This is a genomic window from Streptomyces eurocidicus, from assembly GCF_002891295.1.
GTDB classification, from domain to species: domain Bacteria; phylum Actinomycetota; class Actinomycetes; order Streptomycetales; family Streptomycetaceae; genus Streptomyces; species Streptomyces eurocidicus.
The window spans coordinates 127,426-144,421 of record NZ_LGUI01000003.1 but is presented as its reverse complement, the minus strand read 5'-3'; the positions used below and the strand labels follow the sequence as shown (position 1 = coordinate 144,421).

At 70.6% G+C, this 16,996-nt stretch carries 19 protein-coding genes; 9 read left to right on the top strand and 10 right to left on the bottom strand.

All coding sequences use genetic code 11. From position 1 onward, the window contains the following. The first annotated feature begins 281 nt into the window (after nt 1-281). Nucleotides 282-1,358: a threonine aldolase family protein gene (locus AF335_RS10360; protein ID WP_211304089.1), complete on the top strand. Its 1,077-nt coding sequence runs from the start codon at nt 282-284 to the stop codon at nt 1,356-1,358. Between the two features lie 85 nt (nt 1,359-1,443). Here the strand turns inward: AF335_RS10360 and AF335_RS10355 are convergent, their stop codons facing one another. The 7 genes from AF335_RS10355 to AF335_RS10325 all read right to left on the bottom strand — a co-directional run bounded on the left by AF335_RS10355 (nt 1,444) and on the right by AF335_RS10325 (nt 6,843). After that, nucleotides 1,444-2,154, bottom strand: a complete 711-nt coding sequence (locus AF335_RS10355) for a class I SAM-dependent methyltransferase (protein ID WP_102918064.1) — start codon at nt 2,152-2,154, stop codon at nt 1,444-1,446. 79 nt (nt 2,155-2,233) lie between these two features. Further along, entirely contained in the window at nt 2,234-2,710 is a 477-nt protein-coding gene (locus tag AF335_RS10350) for a glycine-rich domain-containing protein (protein ID WP_211304088.1), read from the bottom strand. Nucleotides 2,711-2,827: 117 nt separating this feature from the next. After that, a complete protein-coding gene (locus tag AF335_RS10345; protein ID WP_102918063.1) occupies nt 2,828-3,679 on the bottom strand; it encodes a helix-turn-helix domain-containing protein in 852 nt (283 codons plus the stop codon). Between the two features lie 21 nt (nt 3,680-3,700). Beyond that, nucleotides 3,701-4,225 carry a DUF6879 family protein gene (locus AF335_RS10340; RefSeq protein WP_102918062.1) on the bottom strand — a complete coding sequence of 175 codons (525 nt, stop codon included), beginning with the start codon at nt 4,223-4,225 and terminating at the stop codon, nt 3,701-3,703. Further along, complete coding sequence (locus tag AF335_RS10335; protein WP_102918061.1) at nt 4,194-4,439, bottom strand: hypothetical protein; 246 nt, start codon at nt 4,437-4,439, stop codon at nt 4,194-4,196. Before AF335_RS10335 ends, AF335_RS10340 begins: the two co-directional genes overlap by 32 nt. Nucleotides 4,440-4,750: 311 nt before the next feature. Then, entirely contained in the window at nt 4,751-6,181 is a 1,431-nt protein-coding gene (locus AF335_RS10330; RefSeq protein WP_102918060.1) for a condensation domain-containing protein, read from the bottom strand. Between the two features lie 188 nt (nt 6,182-6,369). Next, nucleotides 6,370-6,843 (bottom strand): ATP-binding protein, encoded by a 474-nt coding sequence (locus AF335_RS10325; protein ID WP_102918059.1) that lies wholly within the window; start codon nt 6,841-6,843, stop codon nt 6,370-6,372. A gap of 223 nt (nt 6,844-7,066) precedes the next feature. Between AF335_RS10325 and AF335_RS10320 the strand changes: the two genes are divergently transcribed. From AF335_RS10320 to AF335_RS10300, 5 genes are all read left to right on the top strand, one after another. Beyond that, the gene (locus AF335_RS10320) at nt 7,067-7,927 is read left to right on the top strand and encodes a helix-turn-helix domain-containing protein (protein ID WP_102918058.1); all 861 of its coding nucleotides are present in this window, start codon (nt 7,067-7,069) and stop codon (nt 7,925-7,927) included. 1 nt (nt 7,928) lies between these two features. Continuing rightward, nucleotides 7,929-8,216 carry a DUF397 domain-containing protein gene (locus tag AF335_RS10315; RefSeq protein WP_102918057.1) on the top strand — a complete coding sequence of 96 codons (288 nt, stop codon included), beginning with the start codon at nt 7,929-7,931 and terminating at the stop codon, nt 8,214-8,216. A 54-nt stretch (nt 8,217-8,270) separates the two neighbouring features. Continuing rightward, nucleotides 8,271-9,128: an ATP-grasp domain-containing protein gene (locus tag AF335_RS10310; protein WP_102918056.1), complete on the top strand. Its 858-nt coding sequence runs from the start codon at nt 8,271-8,273 to the stop codon at nt 9,126-9,128. Next, nucleotides 9,121-10,347 (top strand): HEAT repeat domain-containing protein, encoded by a 1,227-nt coding sequence (locus AF335_RS10305; RefSeq protein ID WP_102918055.1) that lies wholly within the window; start codon nt 9,121-9,123, stop codon nt 10,345-10,347. Before AF335_RS10310 ends, AF335_RS10305 begins: the two co-directional genes overlap by 8 nt. 98 nt (nt 10,348-10,445) lie before the next feature. After that, a complete protein-coding gene (locus AF335_RS10300; RefSeq protein ID WP_102918054.1) occupies nt 10,446-11,219 on the top strand; it encodes a GbsR/MarR family transcriptional regulator in 774 nt (257 codons plus the stop codon). A 27-nt stretch (nt 11,220-11,246) separates the two neighbouring features. Here AF335_RS10300 and AF335_RS10295 read toward each other — a convergent pair whose 3' ends face one another. Beyond that, nucleotides 11,247-12,629: a cytochrome P450 gene (locus AF335_RS10295; protein WP_260421943.1), complete on the bottom strand. Its 1,383-nt coding sequence runs from the start codon at nt 12,627-12,629 to the stop codon at nt 11,247-11,249. A 229-nt stretch (nt 12,630-12,858) separates the two neighbouring features. Between AF335_RS10295 and AF335_RS34555 the strand changes: the two genes are divergently transcribed. From AF335_RS34555 to AF335_RS10285, 3 genes are read left to right on the top strand one after another with little or no spacing between them, the layout of a single operon-like run. Beyond that, on the top strand, nt 12,859-13,071 hold the full coding sequence (locus AF335_RS34555; RefSeq protein WP_170127657.1) for a hypothetical protein: 213 nt from the start codon (nt 12,859-12,861) through the stop codon (nt 13,069-13,071). Between the two features lie 50 nt (nt 13,072-13,121). After that, nucleotides 13,122-14,402 carry an aminotransferase class I/II-fold pyridoxal phosphate-dependent enzyme gene (locus AF335_RS10290; protein ID WP_102918052.1) on the top strand — a complete coding sequence of 427 codons (1,281 nt, stop codon included), beginning with the start codon at nt 13,122-13,124 and terminating at the stop codon, nt 14,400-14,402. A gap of 31 nt (nt 14,403-14,433) precedes the next feature. Continuing rightward, nucleotides 14,434-15,210: an SDR family NAD(P)-dependent oxidoreductase gene (locus AF335_RS10285; protein WP_102918051.1), complete on the top strand. Its 777-nt coding sequence runs from the start codon at nt 14,434-14,436 to the stop codon at nt 15,208-15,210. A gap of 12 nt (nt 15,211-15,222) precedes the next feature. Here AF335_RS10285 and AF335_RS10280 read toward each other — a convergent pair whose 3' ends face one another. Together AF335_RS10280 and AF335_RS34550 are read right to left on the bottom strand one after the other, a co-directional pair. Next, nucleotides 15,223-16,449, bottom strand: coding sequence for a beta-ketoacyl-[acyl-carrier-protein] synthase family protein (locus AF335_RS10280; protein WP_102918050.1), 1,227 nt, complete (start codon nt 16,447-16,449; stop codon nt 15,223-15,225). Beyond that, the gene (locus AF335_RS34550) at nt 16,446-16,760 is read right to left on the bottom strand and encodes an acyl carrier protein (protein WP_170127656.1); all 315 of its coding nucleotides are present in this window, start codon (nt 16,758-16,760) and stop codon (nt 16,446-16,448) included. Before AF335_RS34550 ends, AF335_RS10280 begins: the two co-directional genes overlap by 4 nt. Nucleotides 16,761-16,996: the final 236 nt, after the last annotated feature.

The window sequence follows — 16,996 nt, the reverse complement described above, 5'->3', positions numbered from 1 at the left end:
GGCCGCCGGTAGGCCCGGTGCGGTCCCGGTAGGCCCGGTGCGGCCACCGGTGGCCCGGCCGGGCCCCGATAGGCCGGCATAGCCGGTGTGGCCGGTGCGGCCCCTTCCGGTCAGGCTCCCGCGGGCCGGTCCGGTGGCGGGCCCCGGTTCCCTCCGCTCCACCCTTACTTCGTCACACTCCGTGACGAATCGTGGCGCCCCGTCATATCCCGGCGGGCGCCGCCCCCGCGCCCCATCACGGCGCGGACCCGCAGCGTCGGACCCGACGAAAGAGCACGCACGTGAGTACTCCTGCCCAGGTACAGCGTCCGCTTGTCGACCTGTACAGCGACACCATCACGCTTCCCACCCCCGAGATGCGCGCCTTCATGGCCGAGGCCCCCCTCGGCGACGAGCAGAAGGGCGAGGACCCCAGCGTCAACGAGCTCACCGCCATGGCCGCCGAGCTCCTCGGCAAGGAAGCCGCCGTCTTCCTGCCCTCCGGCACCATGTGCAACGAGATCGCGCTGGCCGTCCACTCCCGGCCCGGTGACGAGGTGCTCACCGACCGGACCGCCCACATCATCAACTACGAGGTCGGCGGGCCCGCCGCGCTCAGCGGCATCAACGTCCGGGCGCTGGACGGCGAGCGCGGCGTGTTCACGGCCGAGCAGTTCCGCGCGGCGATCCGCCCCGCCAGCCGCTACGCGCCGGTCACCAGCGGCGTCGTCATCGAGCAGACCTCCAACGCGGGCGGCGGCACGATCTGGCCGCTGGAGCGCATCGAGGAGATCACCGCGATCGCCCGCGACCACGGCATGTGGGCCCACATGGACGGCGCCCGCCTGCTCAACGCGTCCGTCGCCAGCGGCATCGAACCCCGTGTCTACGCCGCCCACTTCGACTCCGTCTTCGTCGACCTGAGCAAGGGCCTCGGCGCCCCCGTCGGCGGCATCCTCGCCGGCACCCAGGACTTCATCGACCAGGCGTGGCGCCTCAAGCAGCGCTGGGGCGGCGCCATGCGCCAGGCCGGCGTCATCGCCTCCGCCGGCGTCTACGCCCTCCGCAACCACGTGTCGCGACTGGCCGAGGACCACGAGAACGCACGGGCGCTTGCGGCCTCGCTGGCCGCGATCGAGGGGCTGGAGATCCGGCCCGAGCACGTCGACACGAACATCGTGCTGTTCGACGTGGCGGCCACGGGGCTCACGGCGGCGGAGTTCGGGAAGCGGACGCACGAGCGGTTCGGGGTGCGGGTGAGTGTGTTCGGGCCGACGACGGTGCGGGTGGTGACGCACATCGATGTGACGGCCGCGCAGATTCCGGTGGCGGTGCGGGCGATCGCGGCGGTGACGGGGGAGGCGTTGGCGGGGCGGTAGTGGGTGCGGGGGTTGCCGTCTGCGACGGGCTTTGTCCCCGCCCCGCCCCTTCCCGAATGTCCTCAAGCGCCGGACGGTCTGATTTTCAGCCTGTCCGGCGCTTGAGGACCGGGGTCGGGGGCGGAGCCCCGGGTGCCAGGGCACGGACGAGGAGGGTGCCGGTCTTCCATCCGTCGGGCGCGGCGATCTCGGTCGCCAGCGCGCAGCGGAATCCGTGTCGCTTCAGACGCTCGATCCACGTGCCGGGGGCGTAGTCCCAGTGTCCGACGGCCAGGGGGTCCGGGGCGTCGGACCGGTCGAGGTGGGACGCCTGGCAGCCGTAGCGGCCTTCTGCCGCAGGGCGCTGGGAAAAGGCCAGGACACCACCGGGTGCGAGGACCCGGCGGATGGCGGGGAGCATCTCGTCCGGGTCGGTGAACCAGACGGCGCCGAAGACGGAGTACACGGCGTCGAAGCGGTCGGCGGTCCCGCTCATGAAGTCGAGTGCGCCGCGCTGGTGCAGCTCCAGGCCCGGCAGATCGCCCCAGCGCTCGCGGGCGGCGTCCAACTGGACGGGCGAGACATCGACGCCGACGGCGCGGTGACCGAGGGTGGCGAGATGGGCGAGGTTCCCCCCTGTCCCGCACCCGAGCTCCAGGAACGCGGCCTTCGCGGCTCCGCCCAGGACTTCGGCACCGGGCCCGTGGTCGGGGTACTGGGTCCAGTTGAACCAGGTGGTCTCCCCCTTGGCGTTTCTCTCCCGCCGACCACCGGGCTTCCTGCGGGCGTAGGCGTCCCATGCGGCGCTGTCGGTCACGCGCTTCTCCTCGTGTGCTCGGAGGGGTGCGACCGGCCGCACCCGGACGGTACGGCCGGCCAGGGGGAGTGCGCCGGGTTCAGCCGGCGGGAGTGGTGTTGTGTGTCGGGCTGTTGTGACAGCCGGCGTGGCACTGCGAGCAGTCGGCGACGTTCGGCTCAGGCCAGAACTCCAGGTCGACGGCGTATCCGGCCGCCTGGATGGCCTCCACGGTCCGGGCGCGCAGTTCCTTGCCCCCGCCGTGCTCCTCGCGGTCCAGGACACCGGGCTGGTGGTGGACGAACCTGCCGAACCGCTCCTGGCAGAAGTCGGCGTACGCCTTGGTGCGCAGAACGAAAGCGTGCCAGAAGTCGTCCACGAGCGGAGACGGGCTCAGCGGCTGCCCGCCGGCCGCGCTGGCGGCCACGAACGCCAGCATCTGCCCCACACCCCGCTGCGCCATGTCCGCCGGGACATGGTCGTACTTGGCGCACACGTCGGCTGCGATGATCTCGCGCAGCTCCGGGCTGACGAGGGTTCCCGCGTCGACGGCGGGGCGTTCCTCAACGATGGTCACGGCCGTACCTCCCTGTCGGGTGGTGCTCGGACACCGGCTGTTCGCCGCTTGCCATGCCGACACGCTAGGAAGGCGGACGCGAGAGTCCCAACGAAGTGCTACGAAGTTGCACGCCGATCAGCCGACCGCTGCGATGGCGGACGTGACCAGCGCCCGCGCCGCAGTTCCGTAGAGTGCCATCTTCCGCAATTCGCGGAAGGCTTTGACGTACAGGGCTATTTCACCCGGAGCCGTGACGGTGACCTGCGCGGTCAGCAGCTCCACATGGACCCGCTCCTCATCGAAGATATTGAAGGTCTCCAAGGTCCACATGCCTCGCTCCCGCGCGCCGAACGGAATGACGCCGAGCGAGACGGAGGGCAGGGCCATGACCGAGAGCAGGTGCCCGAGTTGCTCGGCCATCGTCGCGGCGTCCCCGATCTGATATCGCAGGACGGACTCCTCCACGAGCAGGGCGAACCGGTGTTCACCCTCGTGCAGTACGCGTGCACGGGACATGCGGGCCCGTACGGCCTCGGCGGTGTCGTCGGGAGTTCCGTGAAACCGGCCGATGACCGACAGCAGGGCGGAGGCATAAGCGGGCGTCTGAAAGAGCCCCGGTACGACATGTGAGGCGTACCCCCGGAAGTTCTTCGTGCGCTCGTAGAGCGGCATCCGGGATTCCTGCAATCGACGCAGCCCCGTCCGCTGAAGCCGCCGCCACTCGGTGTACATGGAGTCGGCCGTCCGCGAAGCGGCGACGATATCGGCCGCCTGGTCCGCCGCCCCACACGCCTCGCACCATTTACGGATGTCCGTGTCGGACGGCGGCGTCCGTGCGTTCTCGATACGGGACGACTTGGACTTGTGCCACCCGCACCGGACCGCCAGCTCATGCCCGGTCAGGCCGGCCTCCAGGCGCACTTCGCGAAGCTTCGCCGCGACGGCCCTGCGGGCCGCTTCGACGCCGGGCGACCGATAGGAAGACATGAACCGGCAGTTCGGTCCGTGTCAGACCGTGAAGCGCTCGTGCGGCACGGCGCGCTCCCACACTGCTTCGAACGCCGCACCGCACAGCTTGATCACCGCTGGATCGTCACACATCTCATGTCCGGCGGAAGCGCCGTCGCCGGTGAAATGACCGAACCGGATCAGCCGGTCGTCGAACAGCCACAGATCGTTCCCGGGGAGAGCGAGGTCCGACGCCAGCCGCCGTGGCAGCCAGCGCACCGACTCTCCGGCTTCGGCATTCAGGTAGGTGCCGGCGTGTTCGTACCGGATGTATTCGGAGACCGGAGTGGAGACGATCCTGGCCCGCCGCATCGCCACACCGCGACCCACGGTCTCGCGTACGAGGTCGAGCCACGGGCGGCGCCGTTCGACGGACGTGGCCGTGATGGTGCCGCACGCTTTCCATTCGGCGAAGTCCTCGGCCTCCGAGGCGACCCCGTAGACGTCGCGCATCTCCAGGTGAATCGCCGAACGGTGGCATCCGGCGATCAGCTCAGAGAAGCTGGGAGCGCTGTTCCGCGGCATCACAAGCCTTCCTCACCAGCGGCACCATCCGGGCCGGAATCCTGATTACGGCCTCGCCATCGGGAATGCGGCCCACCGAAAGGCACTCCGCCTCGGTCGCCTCGTCGGCCTTCCAACCCTGGAGGACCATGTCCGCCGTGCCGTCGTCGACCCAGACCGTCGGGCAGTCGTCACCGTTGGTGTCGGGATCCTTGCCGAAGAACCGCAGCGCCATGACCAATCCCCCTTGCCGAGTGGGTTGTGTCCGGTTGCGCAGACGGTGACATCGGGAGCGGCGGAGCGTCAAGGTGCCGCCTGCGGCGGGCTTTTTCCCCACCCCGCCCCTTCCCGTAACTGGGGGCTTCGCCCCCAGACCCCCTTCCGCGCTGACGCGCGGTGTCCTCAAGCGCCGGACGGGCTGAAATTCAGCCCGTCCGGCGCTTGAGGACCGGGGTCCGGGGCGGAGCCCCCCGCGCGGCGGAGCCGCACATCGGATACTGCGGGAAGGGGCGGGGCTGGGGAAACGCCCCGCGCAGCGGCGCGCCCTCAGCTCACCACCGCCGGCACCCTCCCCCGCGAAGACCCCCGCGAAGCCCCCCGCAGCGTCTCCGTCAGAATCTCCCGCACAGACCCCATCGTCCGCCGCGCCTCCGCCGTATCGACGTAAATCGAGTTCATGTGCAGCCCCGACACGTCACGCTGGAACCACGAGCACGTCCCATTCGCCGCAGAGGCCCACACATGCGCCGTCGGCTGCCACTGCGGGTGGTGCTCGGCCCCCGGCGTCTTCCGCATGTCCATGTACGAGAAGAAGTTCACCGGGTACGGCCACGTCCGCAGCGCGAAGTGCTCCGGCGCGAGCAGTTCCCACGCCCGGATGAACGGCACCTCCAGGCTCCCCATCATCGCGCCGAACCCGGCCTTCACCCCCGCGATGAGCTCGTCGAATTCCCGCCCCTCCGCCACGGAGAACTCGATCGGCAGCGTATTCACGAACCACCCCACCGAATGCGTCCACGGCCCCCGCCCCCGCTCGCTCACGGGCATGAACCCCCTGTACGAGTCCGGGCCGCCCAAGGTGTGGAGCGCGGTCCCGACACTCGCGAGCAGGCCCATGAAGAACTTCCCGCCCGCCTCCCTGCACCGGGTCTCCAGCGCCTCCGTCTCCCGGGCGTCCAGCAGCCGGTCCGCCTCGTTGACCGTCGGGTACATCAGCCCCGGCTCGATGCCCAGTTCCAGCGGGAAGCGCGGGAAGAACTCCCCCGCACCCGCCCGCATGAAGGACTTCCAGTAATCGAGGCGCTCGTCGTCCGCCCCCAGCGACAGATAGCGGCTCCGCTGCTCGTGCGCGAAGTCCAGATAGCTGCCCGCGACCGGAAGCACCGGCTCCCGGCCCTGCGTATAGGCCGCGTACGCCGTCTGGATGTCGTTGACGACGTTCGGCATCGACACCCCGTCCGACACGATGTGGTCGAAGGCCATGTACACCGTCGAAGAACCGGTTTCCCTGGCCACGGCCCCCATCATGAACAGCGGCCAGGCCAGGGTGTCGATCTGCTTCTGGAAGCTGTCCGACATAAACGCCCGCAGCTCGGCCGACGTGTCGAAGTGGCCCATCTCCACGACGTCGAGAGCGATCTCGTCCGCGTCGATCGCCCCGCACGACAGGTCCCCGGCCAGCCGCTGGAACTCGCACCTCAGCACCTCGTGCCTGCGCGCGAGGAACAGCAGCGCCGACTCCAGCGCGTCCTTGTCCAGCGACCCCTCCACCTCGAACGTGACCGCCAGCCACGACGCGAGCGAGTCGTTGGCCTTACGGGCCTCCTCGACCACCGAGAAGTGCTTGTCCTGGTTGAACGAGGCGCTCTTACGGACCCCCTCCGGACCTCCCCCTTCGCTCGGCCTCGTCGAGCGCAGGCGCCACTCCACCACACGCCCGGGAGCGATCTCCAGGAATTCCAAGGGGAACTGACGCATGCTGACTCTCTCCCGCGATGGAGGAAAAACGGCTCTTCGGCTGACAACGACGCCAAGCCGAACGGGTGACGGCGGTGCCGTAAAGCACCAGGGCGCATCACCCTTCCGCCACCCCTCCGCTCCCTCCTTCCCCACGGATCGCTGACCGCCCCAAGGGGGTACGGGCCTCCCAGCCCTTGCCGCACTCCCTACGCGGCGAGCCGTGCCACGGGCGATTTCGCGCCGATCTCGCACCACAGCAGCTTCCCCCTGAACCCCGCCCCGGACGCGGGTCCGCCGAACGTCTGCGCGCCCCAGTTGTCCGCGCACAGCCGCACGATGACGAGTCCGCGCCCATAGGTGTCGCCGGCGTCCGGGACGCCCTTGCCCGCACCCGGCGGCGTCGCGAAGGCCGCAGGCACGACGGGGTTCGAGTCCCACACGGTGATCCGCACCCCCGCCTCCCACGCGTGCCGCACGCGGAGTTCTACGGGGCCGTCGGAGTAGCGGTAGGCGTTGGTGACCAGCTCACTGGTCAACAGGACCGCGTCGTCCACCAGTTCCTCTCTGTCGTGGCACGCGAGCACGCTGCGCAAGGTGGTGCGGGCGATTCGCGCGGAGTGCGGGTCGTGCGGCAGGTTGAGCGTGTACGACCAGGGGTTCTCCGGGGATACGGTTGCCATGCGGGGCTCCTTATCAGGAGGTGATTGGCTGACTTGCCGCACTTGCGGTGTCCTGTCGCCGACGCATCGGCGGTGCGCTTCCGCTTCGCGGTGGGCCGGTGAGTGGCTTGGCTCACACCGTAGACCTTCGCGCTAAAGGTATTTAGCGCAATCGGCAGAATGGCTTGAGTTGCACCCGTGTGGGTGACGCACGTCCGTACATGCGCAGAGGAGAGACCGCACGATGCCCGTGAGAAGCAGCCCGACGGCACGTCAACTCCGCTTAGGAGCAGAGCTGCGAAAGCTGAGGGAACGGGCAGGGCTGTCCTCCACCGAGGCCGGACGCCTTCTCGGCACCAACCAGGCGCAGATCAGCAACATCGAAGCGAGCCGGTTCGGTGTGAGCGCCGAGCGCCTCCAGGCGCTGGCCCGCAACTACTCGTGTGCAGACCAAGCCCTGATCGATGCGCTCATTGCGATGGCAGGGGAACGAAAACGGGGCTGGTGGGAGGAGTACCGGGAGATCCTGCCAGCGGGCCTGCTCGACCTGGCCGAGATGGAGCACCACGCCGTGGCGCTGCGAACGGCTTTCATCTCGCACTTGCCCGGCCTCCTCCAGACACCGGAGCACGCCCGAGAGATCTTCCGTCAGGGAGTACCCCCGCTGGCGCCGCCTGAGGTCGAGCATCGCGTATCGCACCGGGTCAAGCGGCAAGCAGTGCTCTACCGCGACACCCCTACGCCCTATACGGCCATCGTCCACGAAGCTGCCCTGCGCATGCGGTTCGGTGGTCCGGCCACCGCCTGCCGGCAGCTGGAGCACATCGTCGACATGAGCCGGCACAAACACATCAGGGTGCTGGTAATCCCCTTCGAAGCCGGATCGTTTCCAGGCTCCGGGCAGTCGATCTCCTACGCCGTGGGCCCGGTACCGCAGTTGGACACCGTGCAACTCGACACGGAGCACGGATCGGAACTGCTGGACGCTGAGGCTCAGCTAGAGAGATATCGAACGGTACTTGATCGGATGGAGTCCGTCGCGCTGGATGATGACGCGTCTCGCGACATCATCCTCAGCATTATCCCGACCTTGAGAGGAGCCTGAGTTGCCCACATGGATCTGGCAGAAGTCCTCATTCAGCAGTGAGGGCAACGCCTGCCTGAACATATCCGCCGATTGGCAAAAGTCTTCCTACAGCGGCGACGCTTCGAACTGCCTCGACGTTGCTGCCGAGTGGCAGAAATCGTCGTACAGCTACGAAGGGGCTAACTGCCTCGGCCTGGCCACTGCCCCCGGCCGGATCTTCCTCCGGGAGAGCGACGCCCCCGACGTCATCCTCGCCGTCGCCCCCCAGGCGCTCCGCGCCCTAATACGTACCCTAAAAACTGGCTGACCTGGGCCGATAGGTAGGTTTACCCTCAGTCGACCTACCCTCGGCAGGAGAGCCATGCCCAGTCCCACCCGCAGGCCCGCGCACAAGCGCCCCCGCGTCCTCTTCGTCACAGATCTCGCATACCCGGCGAAGGGGCGCCGCTACTGCGACGAGGACATTTTCCTGACCTCCCGCCTGCGGCAGGAATTCGACATCGCGCTGTGCCACCCGCTCGACGCGACGGCGATCATGGACGGCTTCGACGCGGTCGTGGTCCGTAACAGCGGGCCCGTCCTGCACTACCAGGCGGAATACGACCGCTTCCGCCAGGAGGCGGAGGCACGCGGGGTACTCGTATACAACGAACTCCGCGGCAAGGCCGACATGATCGGCAAGCAATACCTGCTCGACCTGACCGCCGCCGGATACCCCGTGATCCCGACGATCGACCGGGCCGAGGACGTGTCCCGGCTCCCGGACGCCGCCGAATACGTCGTGAAGCCGAAGGCGGGCGCGGACTCCATAGGTCTGGAATTCGTGCCGGGGAGCGCGCTGCCGGGGCTCGCGTACGGGGACGTGCTCGTACAGCCGCGTATCGACTTCGCCTACGAGGTGTCGTTCTACTTCATCGACCGGGACTTCCAGTACGCGCTGTACGCCCCGCGCCCGGAGGAGCGCTGGAAGCTGGAGCGGTACGAGGCGACGGACGCCGACATCGCGTTCGCGCGGCGGTTCGTCGACTGGAACGACATCGAGCACGGCATCAGCCGGGTCGACGCGTGCCGCGCGCCCGGTGGCGAGCTGCTGCTCGTCGAGCTGGAGGACCTCAACCCGTACCTGTCGCTGGAGCTGCTGGACCCGGACACGCGCGAAGCCTTCGCCGCGAACATGGCGGCGTCGGTCCACGGCCTGCTGGCGGCCCGCCGTGACTGAGCAGAAGGAGCAGAAGGAGCAGACGGAGCAGACGGAGCAGACGGACGGAGTACGGCTGCTCCTCGCGGCGGTGGACGCGTACGACTCCAAGTTCGCCGACGGCCTGATGTCGGGGATGTCGCCGGACGAGGTCAACGGCGTCGTGGCGGAGGACGGCCGCAGTCTGCTGCTGCGGGCGGTCGACCGGGGCGCGTACTCGCTCGTGGAGCGGATCCTCGACCGTGGCGGGGACGTCCGGCTCACGGACGCCGACGGGCGGGACGCCCTGGCCCTGGCCACGTACTGGCACGGGACCGGCGTCGAGGCGGAGCTGCGCCGCAGGACCGGGGCGACCGGGCCCGTGGAGCGCGTGAAGACCGAGGAGGACTCCATGGGGTCGACCACGGAGTTCACGCTCGGCGGTCGCACGGTCCGCGACGGGCACTCCGCGATCGTGACGCTCCTGGAGCCCGTGTACGGGATCACGCGGACCTTCGGCGAGCTGCTGGCCCGCGCCTTGGCCGAGCCGGACGTGGACCATTCGGTGTGGTGGGCGGCGACGTTCGAGGCCGCCTCACCCGGCCCCGCCGTCTGGGACACGGCCGCGGCCCTGCGGGACCGGCCGGACCCCCGGGAGCGGTACTTCGGCGCCGAGATACTCCGTTCCGTCGTCATCGGCGAGCGCCTCAACGAGGTGAGCGAGGACGACGAGGACCCGTACGACGGCCTGCTCGTCGACCTCTTCCTGCCCTGGCTGGCGGAGGAGACGGATCCGCGCGTCGTACGGTCGCTCACGGCGGGCCTGGCCAACGCGCGGGACCCCCGCGCCGAGGAGCCGCTGCCCGCGCTCGCCCGCCATCCCGACGCGGGCACCCGGAGGTGGGCGCTGTCCGGGCTGAGCTATCTCGTCACGGGGGGCCGGCCCGAGGCGGTGGCCGCCGTAGTGGAGTGCCTCCGGGACGAGGACCCCACTGTTCGGCAGGCCGCCTGCGCGGCCTTCGTGTGGACCCGCGCCGCGTCCCCGGCCGTCAAGGACGCGCTCGCCGAGCGCCTTACGGACGAGGACCTGGACGTACGGGTCATGGCCGCGGTCCGGCTGGGGCTGCTCGACGACCCGCGCGGTGACGAGGTCGTCGCCGGCCTGGACGAGGTCGAGGAGACGGACCGGTACCGCTGGGGGCTCCTCGACCTGTGGTCGCACCAGAGGGCGCGCGCGAACTCCAGCATGAGGACTCCTTGAAATCGCCGTTTCCGGCAAGGGAAAGCTACGTTGCGTTTCGGCAAGCAGAAACGCATTCTTTGCAGGCGGCACACCGGGGACCATGAAGGAGACGCACGATGCCGGGAGGCAGGCTCACCCAGCAGGAACGCCAGCAGATCGCCCTGGGTCTGGCCGACGGCCTCGCTTACGCGGAGATCGGCAGGCGCCTCGACCGCCCCACCTCGACGGTCACGCGTGAGGTGATGCGCAACGGCGGCCCCACCGCCTACCGCGCCGACCTGGCCCACCGCGCCACCGAGCACCGCGCCACCCGGCGCAGGCAGCCCGCGCCCCGGGGGCCGCGGACGGCCCCGCAGGCCCATGGCCGCGACCCCGAGGCCGTGCGCGAGTACGGGGAGACGTTCACCACCGTCCTCATGCAGTCGGGCATGCCCAAGATGACGGCCCGGGTGCTGGCCAGCCTCTGCACCAGTGACGCGGGCAGCCTCACCGCGGCCGAGCTCGCCCAGCGGCTTCAGGTCAGCCCGGCGACCGTCTCCAAGGCCGTCGCGTTCCTGGAGAGCCAGGGCCTCGTCCGCCGCGAGCGCGCCGAAGGCCGCCGCGAGCGCTATCTCGTCGACGACGACGTCTGGTATCAGTCGATGATCGCCAGCGCCCGTGGCACCGCGCAGCTCGCCGAGACCGCGCGGCAGGGTGTCGGCGTCCTCGGGTCCGGCACGCCGGCCGGTGTCCGCCTGGAGAACATCGCCCGCTTCGTCGACTTCGTCTCCGAGAGCATCACCCGTGCGGCGAATCAGGCTCGCGAGATCCTCTACACGAAGCCGGAGCCGGGGCCGGGGCCTGAATCGGAGCCGGGCCCGGAGCCGGGCTCCGGCGGCACCGCCGCGTGACCCCGGGCGCATGGACAAGAGCCGGCTTCAGGGTGTGCGGGGCGTGCAGGTCACGATCGTCCCCTCCGAGGGGACGATCATGTCGCCGACGAGCCGGCCGGGGCTGACCGCGGGAGAGACCAGGCGCAGGTTTTCCTCCAGCAGGAGGCTCGCGGCCATGGCCTGGAGTTCGTGCACGGCGAAGTGAGCGGCGATGCACTTGCGTGCGCCGCCGCCGAAGGGGACCCAGGTGTAAGGGGCCGGTCCTTTGCCCAGCCACCGTTCGGGACGGAAGCGGCAGGGGTCGGGATATGTCACCGCCCGGCGGTGGGCGCCACAGCCGTTGACGGCGACGTGCACACCGGCGGGCAGGGGAAAGCCCGCGACGGTGAATCCGGGCCCGAGCACGCGGCGGAGCACGATCGGGTTGATCGGGTAGAGGCGCAGCGCTTCGGTGACGGCCGCCATGAGGTAGGGGAGCCGGGGCAGATGGTCCACGGTGAGAGGGGAACCCTCGGTCACGTGGCGCAGCTCGGCCCGGGCGCGATCGGCCGCCTCCTGGTGGGCCAGGACGGCTTCCATGGCCCACGCCAGGCTGTAGGTCACGGTCTCCGCACCGCTGCCGAGCACCACCACGAGGATGTCGCGAAGGGTCTCGTCGTCCAGTGGCGCGCCGTTGGGGCCGTCCGCCCGGAGCAGCGCGGTCACGAGGTCGTCGTCCGTCGTGCGGGGGGACGTACGACGCGTGGCGCAGAGCTCTCGCAGGCAGGTGTCCAGCCGGTCGCGGGTGCGGCCGTACCGCCGCCAGGGCCCCACGGCCAGCGCGGGCGGGAACTGTGGCAGGTGGAACACCAGCGGCTGGTGAGCGGCTTCGATGAACGCGAGCAGGAGTTCTTTGACGCGCAGAGAGGTATGCCGGTCGGCCTTGAGGAACTTCTGCACGAGGATGTCGGTAGTGATCGACATCAGGCGGGGTACGAGGGGGAAGGGGCGGTCGGCCGGCCAGGTCGCCATGGCCTCACGCGTGGCCTCCAGCGCCAGTTGTTGCCCGTGGGCGATGTGGGAACGGTGGAACAGTGGCATGAGGAAGCGTCGTTGCCATGCCTGTCCGCCACCGTCCAGGGTCAGCAGTGAGCGGGTCCCGTAGATCACGTCGAGTATCCCCCGGGCCCGGCCCGCGGCCAGCACGTCCGGGGGAGCGGTGACGATGTCCCGGATCCCTTCGGGGTCGCTCACCATGACGAGGGTGCCCACGCCGACGACACGCAGGGTGAAGGTGTCGCCGAAGCGGGCGTGTTGTCCGGCCAGCATCGCGTAGGGGTCGCGCAGGAAGCGCACCGACTGGACGAGGGACGGTGCCGCAGGGCCCGGAGGCAGGCGACAGCGCGCGCTCTTCGTAGCCCTGATAGCCCTGTCCTCCTGAACGCCCATGAGAACGTGCCTGTACGGCCGTGTTTCCCCGGCTTCCCTGCCGGAAACCGCGTGGAGGGGGAGCCGGCGCGTCGCCCGTGTCCTCAGGGGGGCGTCCGTCCCCCGGACACCGCCCCCGTCGCCCGCCCCCGAGCGCCCTGGTACGCCCGGTCCCGGGATGGGACCGTGAGGGAGGTGCCGGAGCAGCGCCCTCCGTGTGCGCACCCGGGCCCGGAAGCGAGGACGCACGTTGGCACCGACCCGCGAATCCCTTGCCGACCGGCTGGCGTCCGTCGTCGCCTTCGCCATCAACCCCAACAAGTGGATCCACTGGTTGAACCCGTACATCTGGTACCTGGCCCTCCGGGGCGGGCCCGTTCCCAAGGGGCCTTTGGGCAAGGGCATGCACGCCGCCCAGGTCCGGGCCTGGCAGGCCGAGCGCCGTTCCCGCGAGCCTCGCTGAACCCGCTCCGAGTCCGTCGAAGACCTTCGAGAAGGCTGGAGAGGCGAGTCATGGACATCGTCGGCAGGTGTGCGTCCTTCACCCGCTCCCACCAGGCGAAGAGCCTCGGTCTGTACCCGTTCTACGCCGCGTTCTCCGGCCGGGGCCCGGGCGCCGCCTGCACGGTGGGCGGCCAGGACGTCATCGTCTGCGGGTCCGGGGACTACCTCGGGCTCGCCACCGACCCGCGCGTGACCGAGGCCGCCGCCGAGGCGGCCCGCCGTTACGGGACGGGTCCCTCGGGCTCCCGGCTGCTCAACGGCAACCTCGATCTGCACGAGAGACTGGAGGACGAGCTCGCGCAGTTCTTCGGCAAGCCCGCCGCCCTGGTCTTCGCCACCGGCTATCAGGCGGGTCTCGGTGCCGTCGCCGGACTGTGCCGGACCGGTGACCACGTGCTCGTCGATCAGGAGGCCCATGCCTCCCTCGTCGACGCCGCACGGCTCAGCCGCGCCAAGGTCCACTGGTTCCCCCACAACGACACGGACCGGCTCGCCGCCGAGCTGAAGGCCCTGCCGGGCAACGGCGGCCGCATGGTGGTCGTCGACGGCGTCTACAGCATGCGCGGTGATCTGTGCCCCCTGCCCGACCTGGTCCGCGTCTGCCACGAGCACCGCGCCACCCTGGTCGTCGACGATGCCCACGGTGCCGGAGTGCTCGCCGGAGGGCACGGCACCTGCGCGCGGTACGGCCTCACCGACGACGTACCGGTCATCTCCCTGGCCTTCTCCAAGGCGTTCGCCTCCGTCGGCGGTGCCGTCCTCGGCGACCGGACCGTCATCGAGTACCTGCGCCACTACGCCCGTCCGCTGGTCTTCTCGGCCGGGGCCAGCCCGGCCAACACCGCGGCAGCCCTGCAGGCCCTGCGCATCGTGCGCGACGAACCCTGGCGCGGCCGGGCCGCCCTCGACAACGCCCGTCACATGCGGCACGCGCTCTCCGCACTCGGATACCGGGTGCCGCACGGCGACACCCCCCTCGTTCCCGTCGACATCGGTGACGAACTGCGCACGGCCATCGCCTGGAAGCTGCTGCTGGACCGCGGCGTGCACGTCAACGCGGTCATGCCCCCGGCCGCGCCCGCCTGTCTGCGCGCGAGCTTCTGCGCCTCGCACACCCGGGAACAACTCGACGCAGTCACAACGGCGTTCGCGGACATCCGTGAACCGCTGGCCGCGCTCGCCCTGCCGGAAACCGGTCTCGCCGCCTCGCACACCAGCCACCTCCGGCTCCCCGGCGCCGGGGAGCCCGCCGAGACCTGGCTCGCGGGGATCCGCCACCTGCTGCCCTGAGCCGCCCGCGCCGTACCGCCCTGGAGGAACCGTGGCCACCGCCCTCGTCACCGGCGCGACCGCAGGACTCGGCAAGGCGCTCGCCCGGGCCCTGGCACGGGAAGGAGCCGCCCTCGTCCTCGTCGCCCGGACCCGGACGAACCTGGAGGAGACCGCCCGGCAGCTGTGCGCCGCGGGCGCCGCGCACGTGGACATCCTCCCCGCCGACCTGGCCTCGGCCACGGGCTGCGCCGCGGTCGCGGCACGGCTCGCCGACCAGGGAACACCGGTCGATCTGCTCGTCAACAACGCCGGTATGGGCTATGCCTCGTCCTTCCTCGCGAACGCCGTCGCGGATGAGGAGTACCTCCTCGACGTCAATGTGCGCGCGACACTGCGGCTGACCCACGCCGCCCTCGGCGCGATGATCCCGCGCCGCTCCGGAGCCGTCGTCAACGTGGCGAGCGTGGCCGGACTGGGGCCCGCCTGGCTCGCCTCCACCTACCCGGCCAGCAAGGCGTGGACGGTGAACTTCACCGAATCGCTGGCCCGTTCGTGCCAGGTCCGGGAATCGGGGGTACGGCTGATGGCGCTGCTCCCCGGGTACACCCGCACCGAGTTCCACCAGCGCGCCGGTATCGGCACGGCCTGGCCCCCGGCGTGGCTGTGGCTGGACGCCGACTACGTGGCCCGTACGGCCCTGCGGAACCTCCGGCGCGGTTCCGTCATCAGTGTCCCGAGCCTCCGGTACAAGGCCGCCGCCTGGGGGCTGCGCCACCTGCCCCGCACCCTCGTCCGGCCCTTCGCCTGGGAGGCGGCGCCCCGGTGAACCGGCGCGCCGTCACGGCCGGGTGAACACCAGGCAGGCGTTCTGGCCGCCGAACCCGTAGGAGAAGTCGGCGACGGCCTCCAGGCGGCACGGCCGCGGTCCCCCGTGGACCACATCCAGATCGATCTCCGGATCCAGCCGGTCCAGATTGGCGGTGGGGTGGATCAACTGCCGCTGTACCGAGAGGACGCAGCACACGGCCTCGATGGCGCCCGCCCCGCCGATGGCGTGCCCCAGCACGCTCTTGGTCGCGGTCACCGCGGGCGGAGTGCCGAACACCCGGCGCAGCATACGGGCCTCGGCCAGGTCGTTGAGCCGGGTGGCCGTCGCATGCGCGTTGACGTGCCCGATGTCCCGGGGCGCCAGGTCCGCGTCCGCCAGGGCGGCGCGCACCGCCCGCGCGGCACCTTCGCCGTCCGGGTGCGGCTGCGTCGGGTGGTAGGCATCGGCCGAGGCGCCGTAACCGGAGAGCAGGGCGTGGACGCGCGCGCCGCGGGCCCGCGCGTGCTCCAGCCGTTCCAGGACCAGTATCCCCGCGCCTTCACCCAGGACGAACCCGTCACGCCCGGCGTCGAAGGGGCGCGACGCCGTCGCGGGATCGTCGTTGCGGACGGACAGGGCGCCCATGCGCCAGAACGCCGCCACGGCCAGTGGCGAGGCCGGTGCCGATTCGCTGCCTCCGGCGACCACGATGTCGCATTGCCCCGACTGAAGAAGCGACTTGGCCACCCCGATCGCTGTCGCACCGGACGCGCAGGCGGTGCTCACGCAGAAGTTCGGCCCCAGCGCCTTCAAGTCGATGCCGACTTCGCCCGCCGCCATGTTCGGCGCCGACCGCGGGACAGTGGTGGGGGAGATCGCCTGGTAGCGGCGCTGCGCGAGGTGCGCGTAGGACTGTGCGCAGGTGTCGTGGCTGCCGGTGCCGACGCCGATGACGACTCCGACCCTGCTTCCCTCCCACGCGAGGGGATCGAGCCCCGCGTCCCGCACGGCTTCCCGCGAGGTCACCAGCGCCAGCTGGACGAACCGGTCGAGGCGCCAGCCCAGCCGGCGCCCCACCGCGGCCTCCAGGGCGCCGTCCGGGACCCGGCAGGAGAACGTCACGGGCATCCCGGCGAGGCGCGGGTCGGCGGTCGCCGTCGACCCGCCCGCGCAGAGGGCCCGCCATCCCGTCTCCACGCCCAGCCCGGCCGGGGTCGTCAGCCCGAGCCCGGTGACGGCCACCTGCGTCCGGCTCAACTCCCGCTCCGCGAGACGGCGTCATCCATCCGCTCGCGCTCACCGACGGCCGGTGCGGACGGCGACGGGGCGACGGGACGCCCGGCCCGCTCCAGGAACTCCACGGCCCCGGCCAGTGTGGTCGACAGCCCCAGCCCGTCGGCATCGCCGGGCAGCCGCACACCGAACCTGTCCTCGACGATCACCGCGATCTCCACCAGAGCGAGGGAATCCATCTCCAGTTCCTCGAATGTGGCCTCCGGGCGCAGCTCCGACTCCTCGATACCGAAGTGTTCCGACAACAGGCGCGCCAGGACGGGGAATGAGATCACAGAGGCATCCTCGCTCAGCTCCGGCGAATACTTCTCTTGACCATCCCCTGTCGACCACGGGGGCGAAAGGGCGCAGAGGCGCACGCCGGGGCAGATCCCCCGCCCGGGTGTGACAGGGCGAGCCCACCGATGCGCGGGTGTGTGCTGACGTATCGCTGATTCCGCCCGGACCGGGCTGATTTTCAGCCCGGCCGGCGCTTGAGGCCATTCGGGAAGGGGCGGGTAGGGGAAAACCC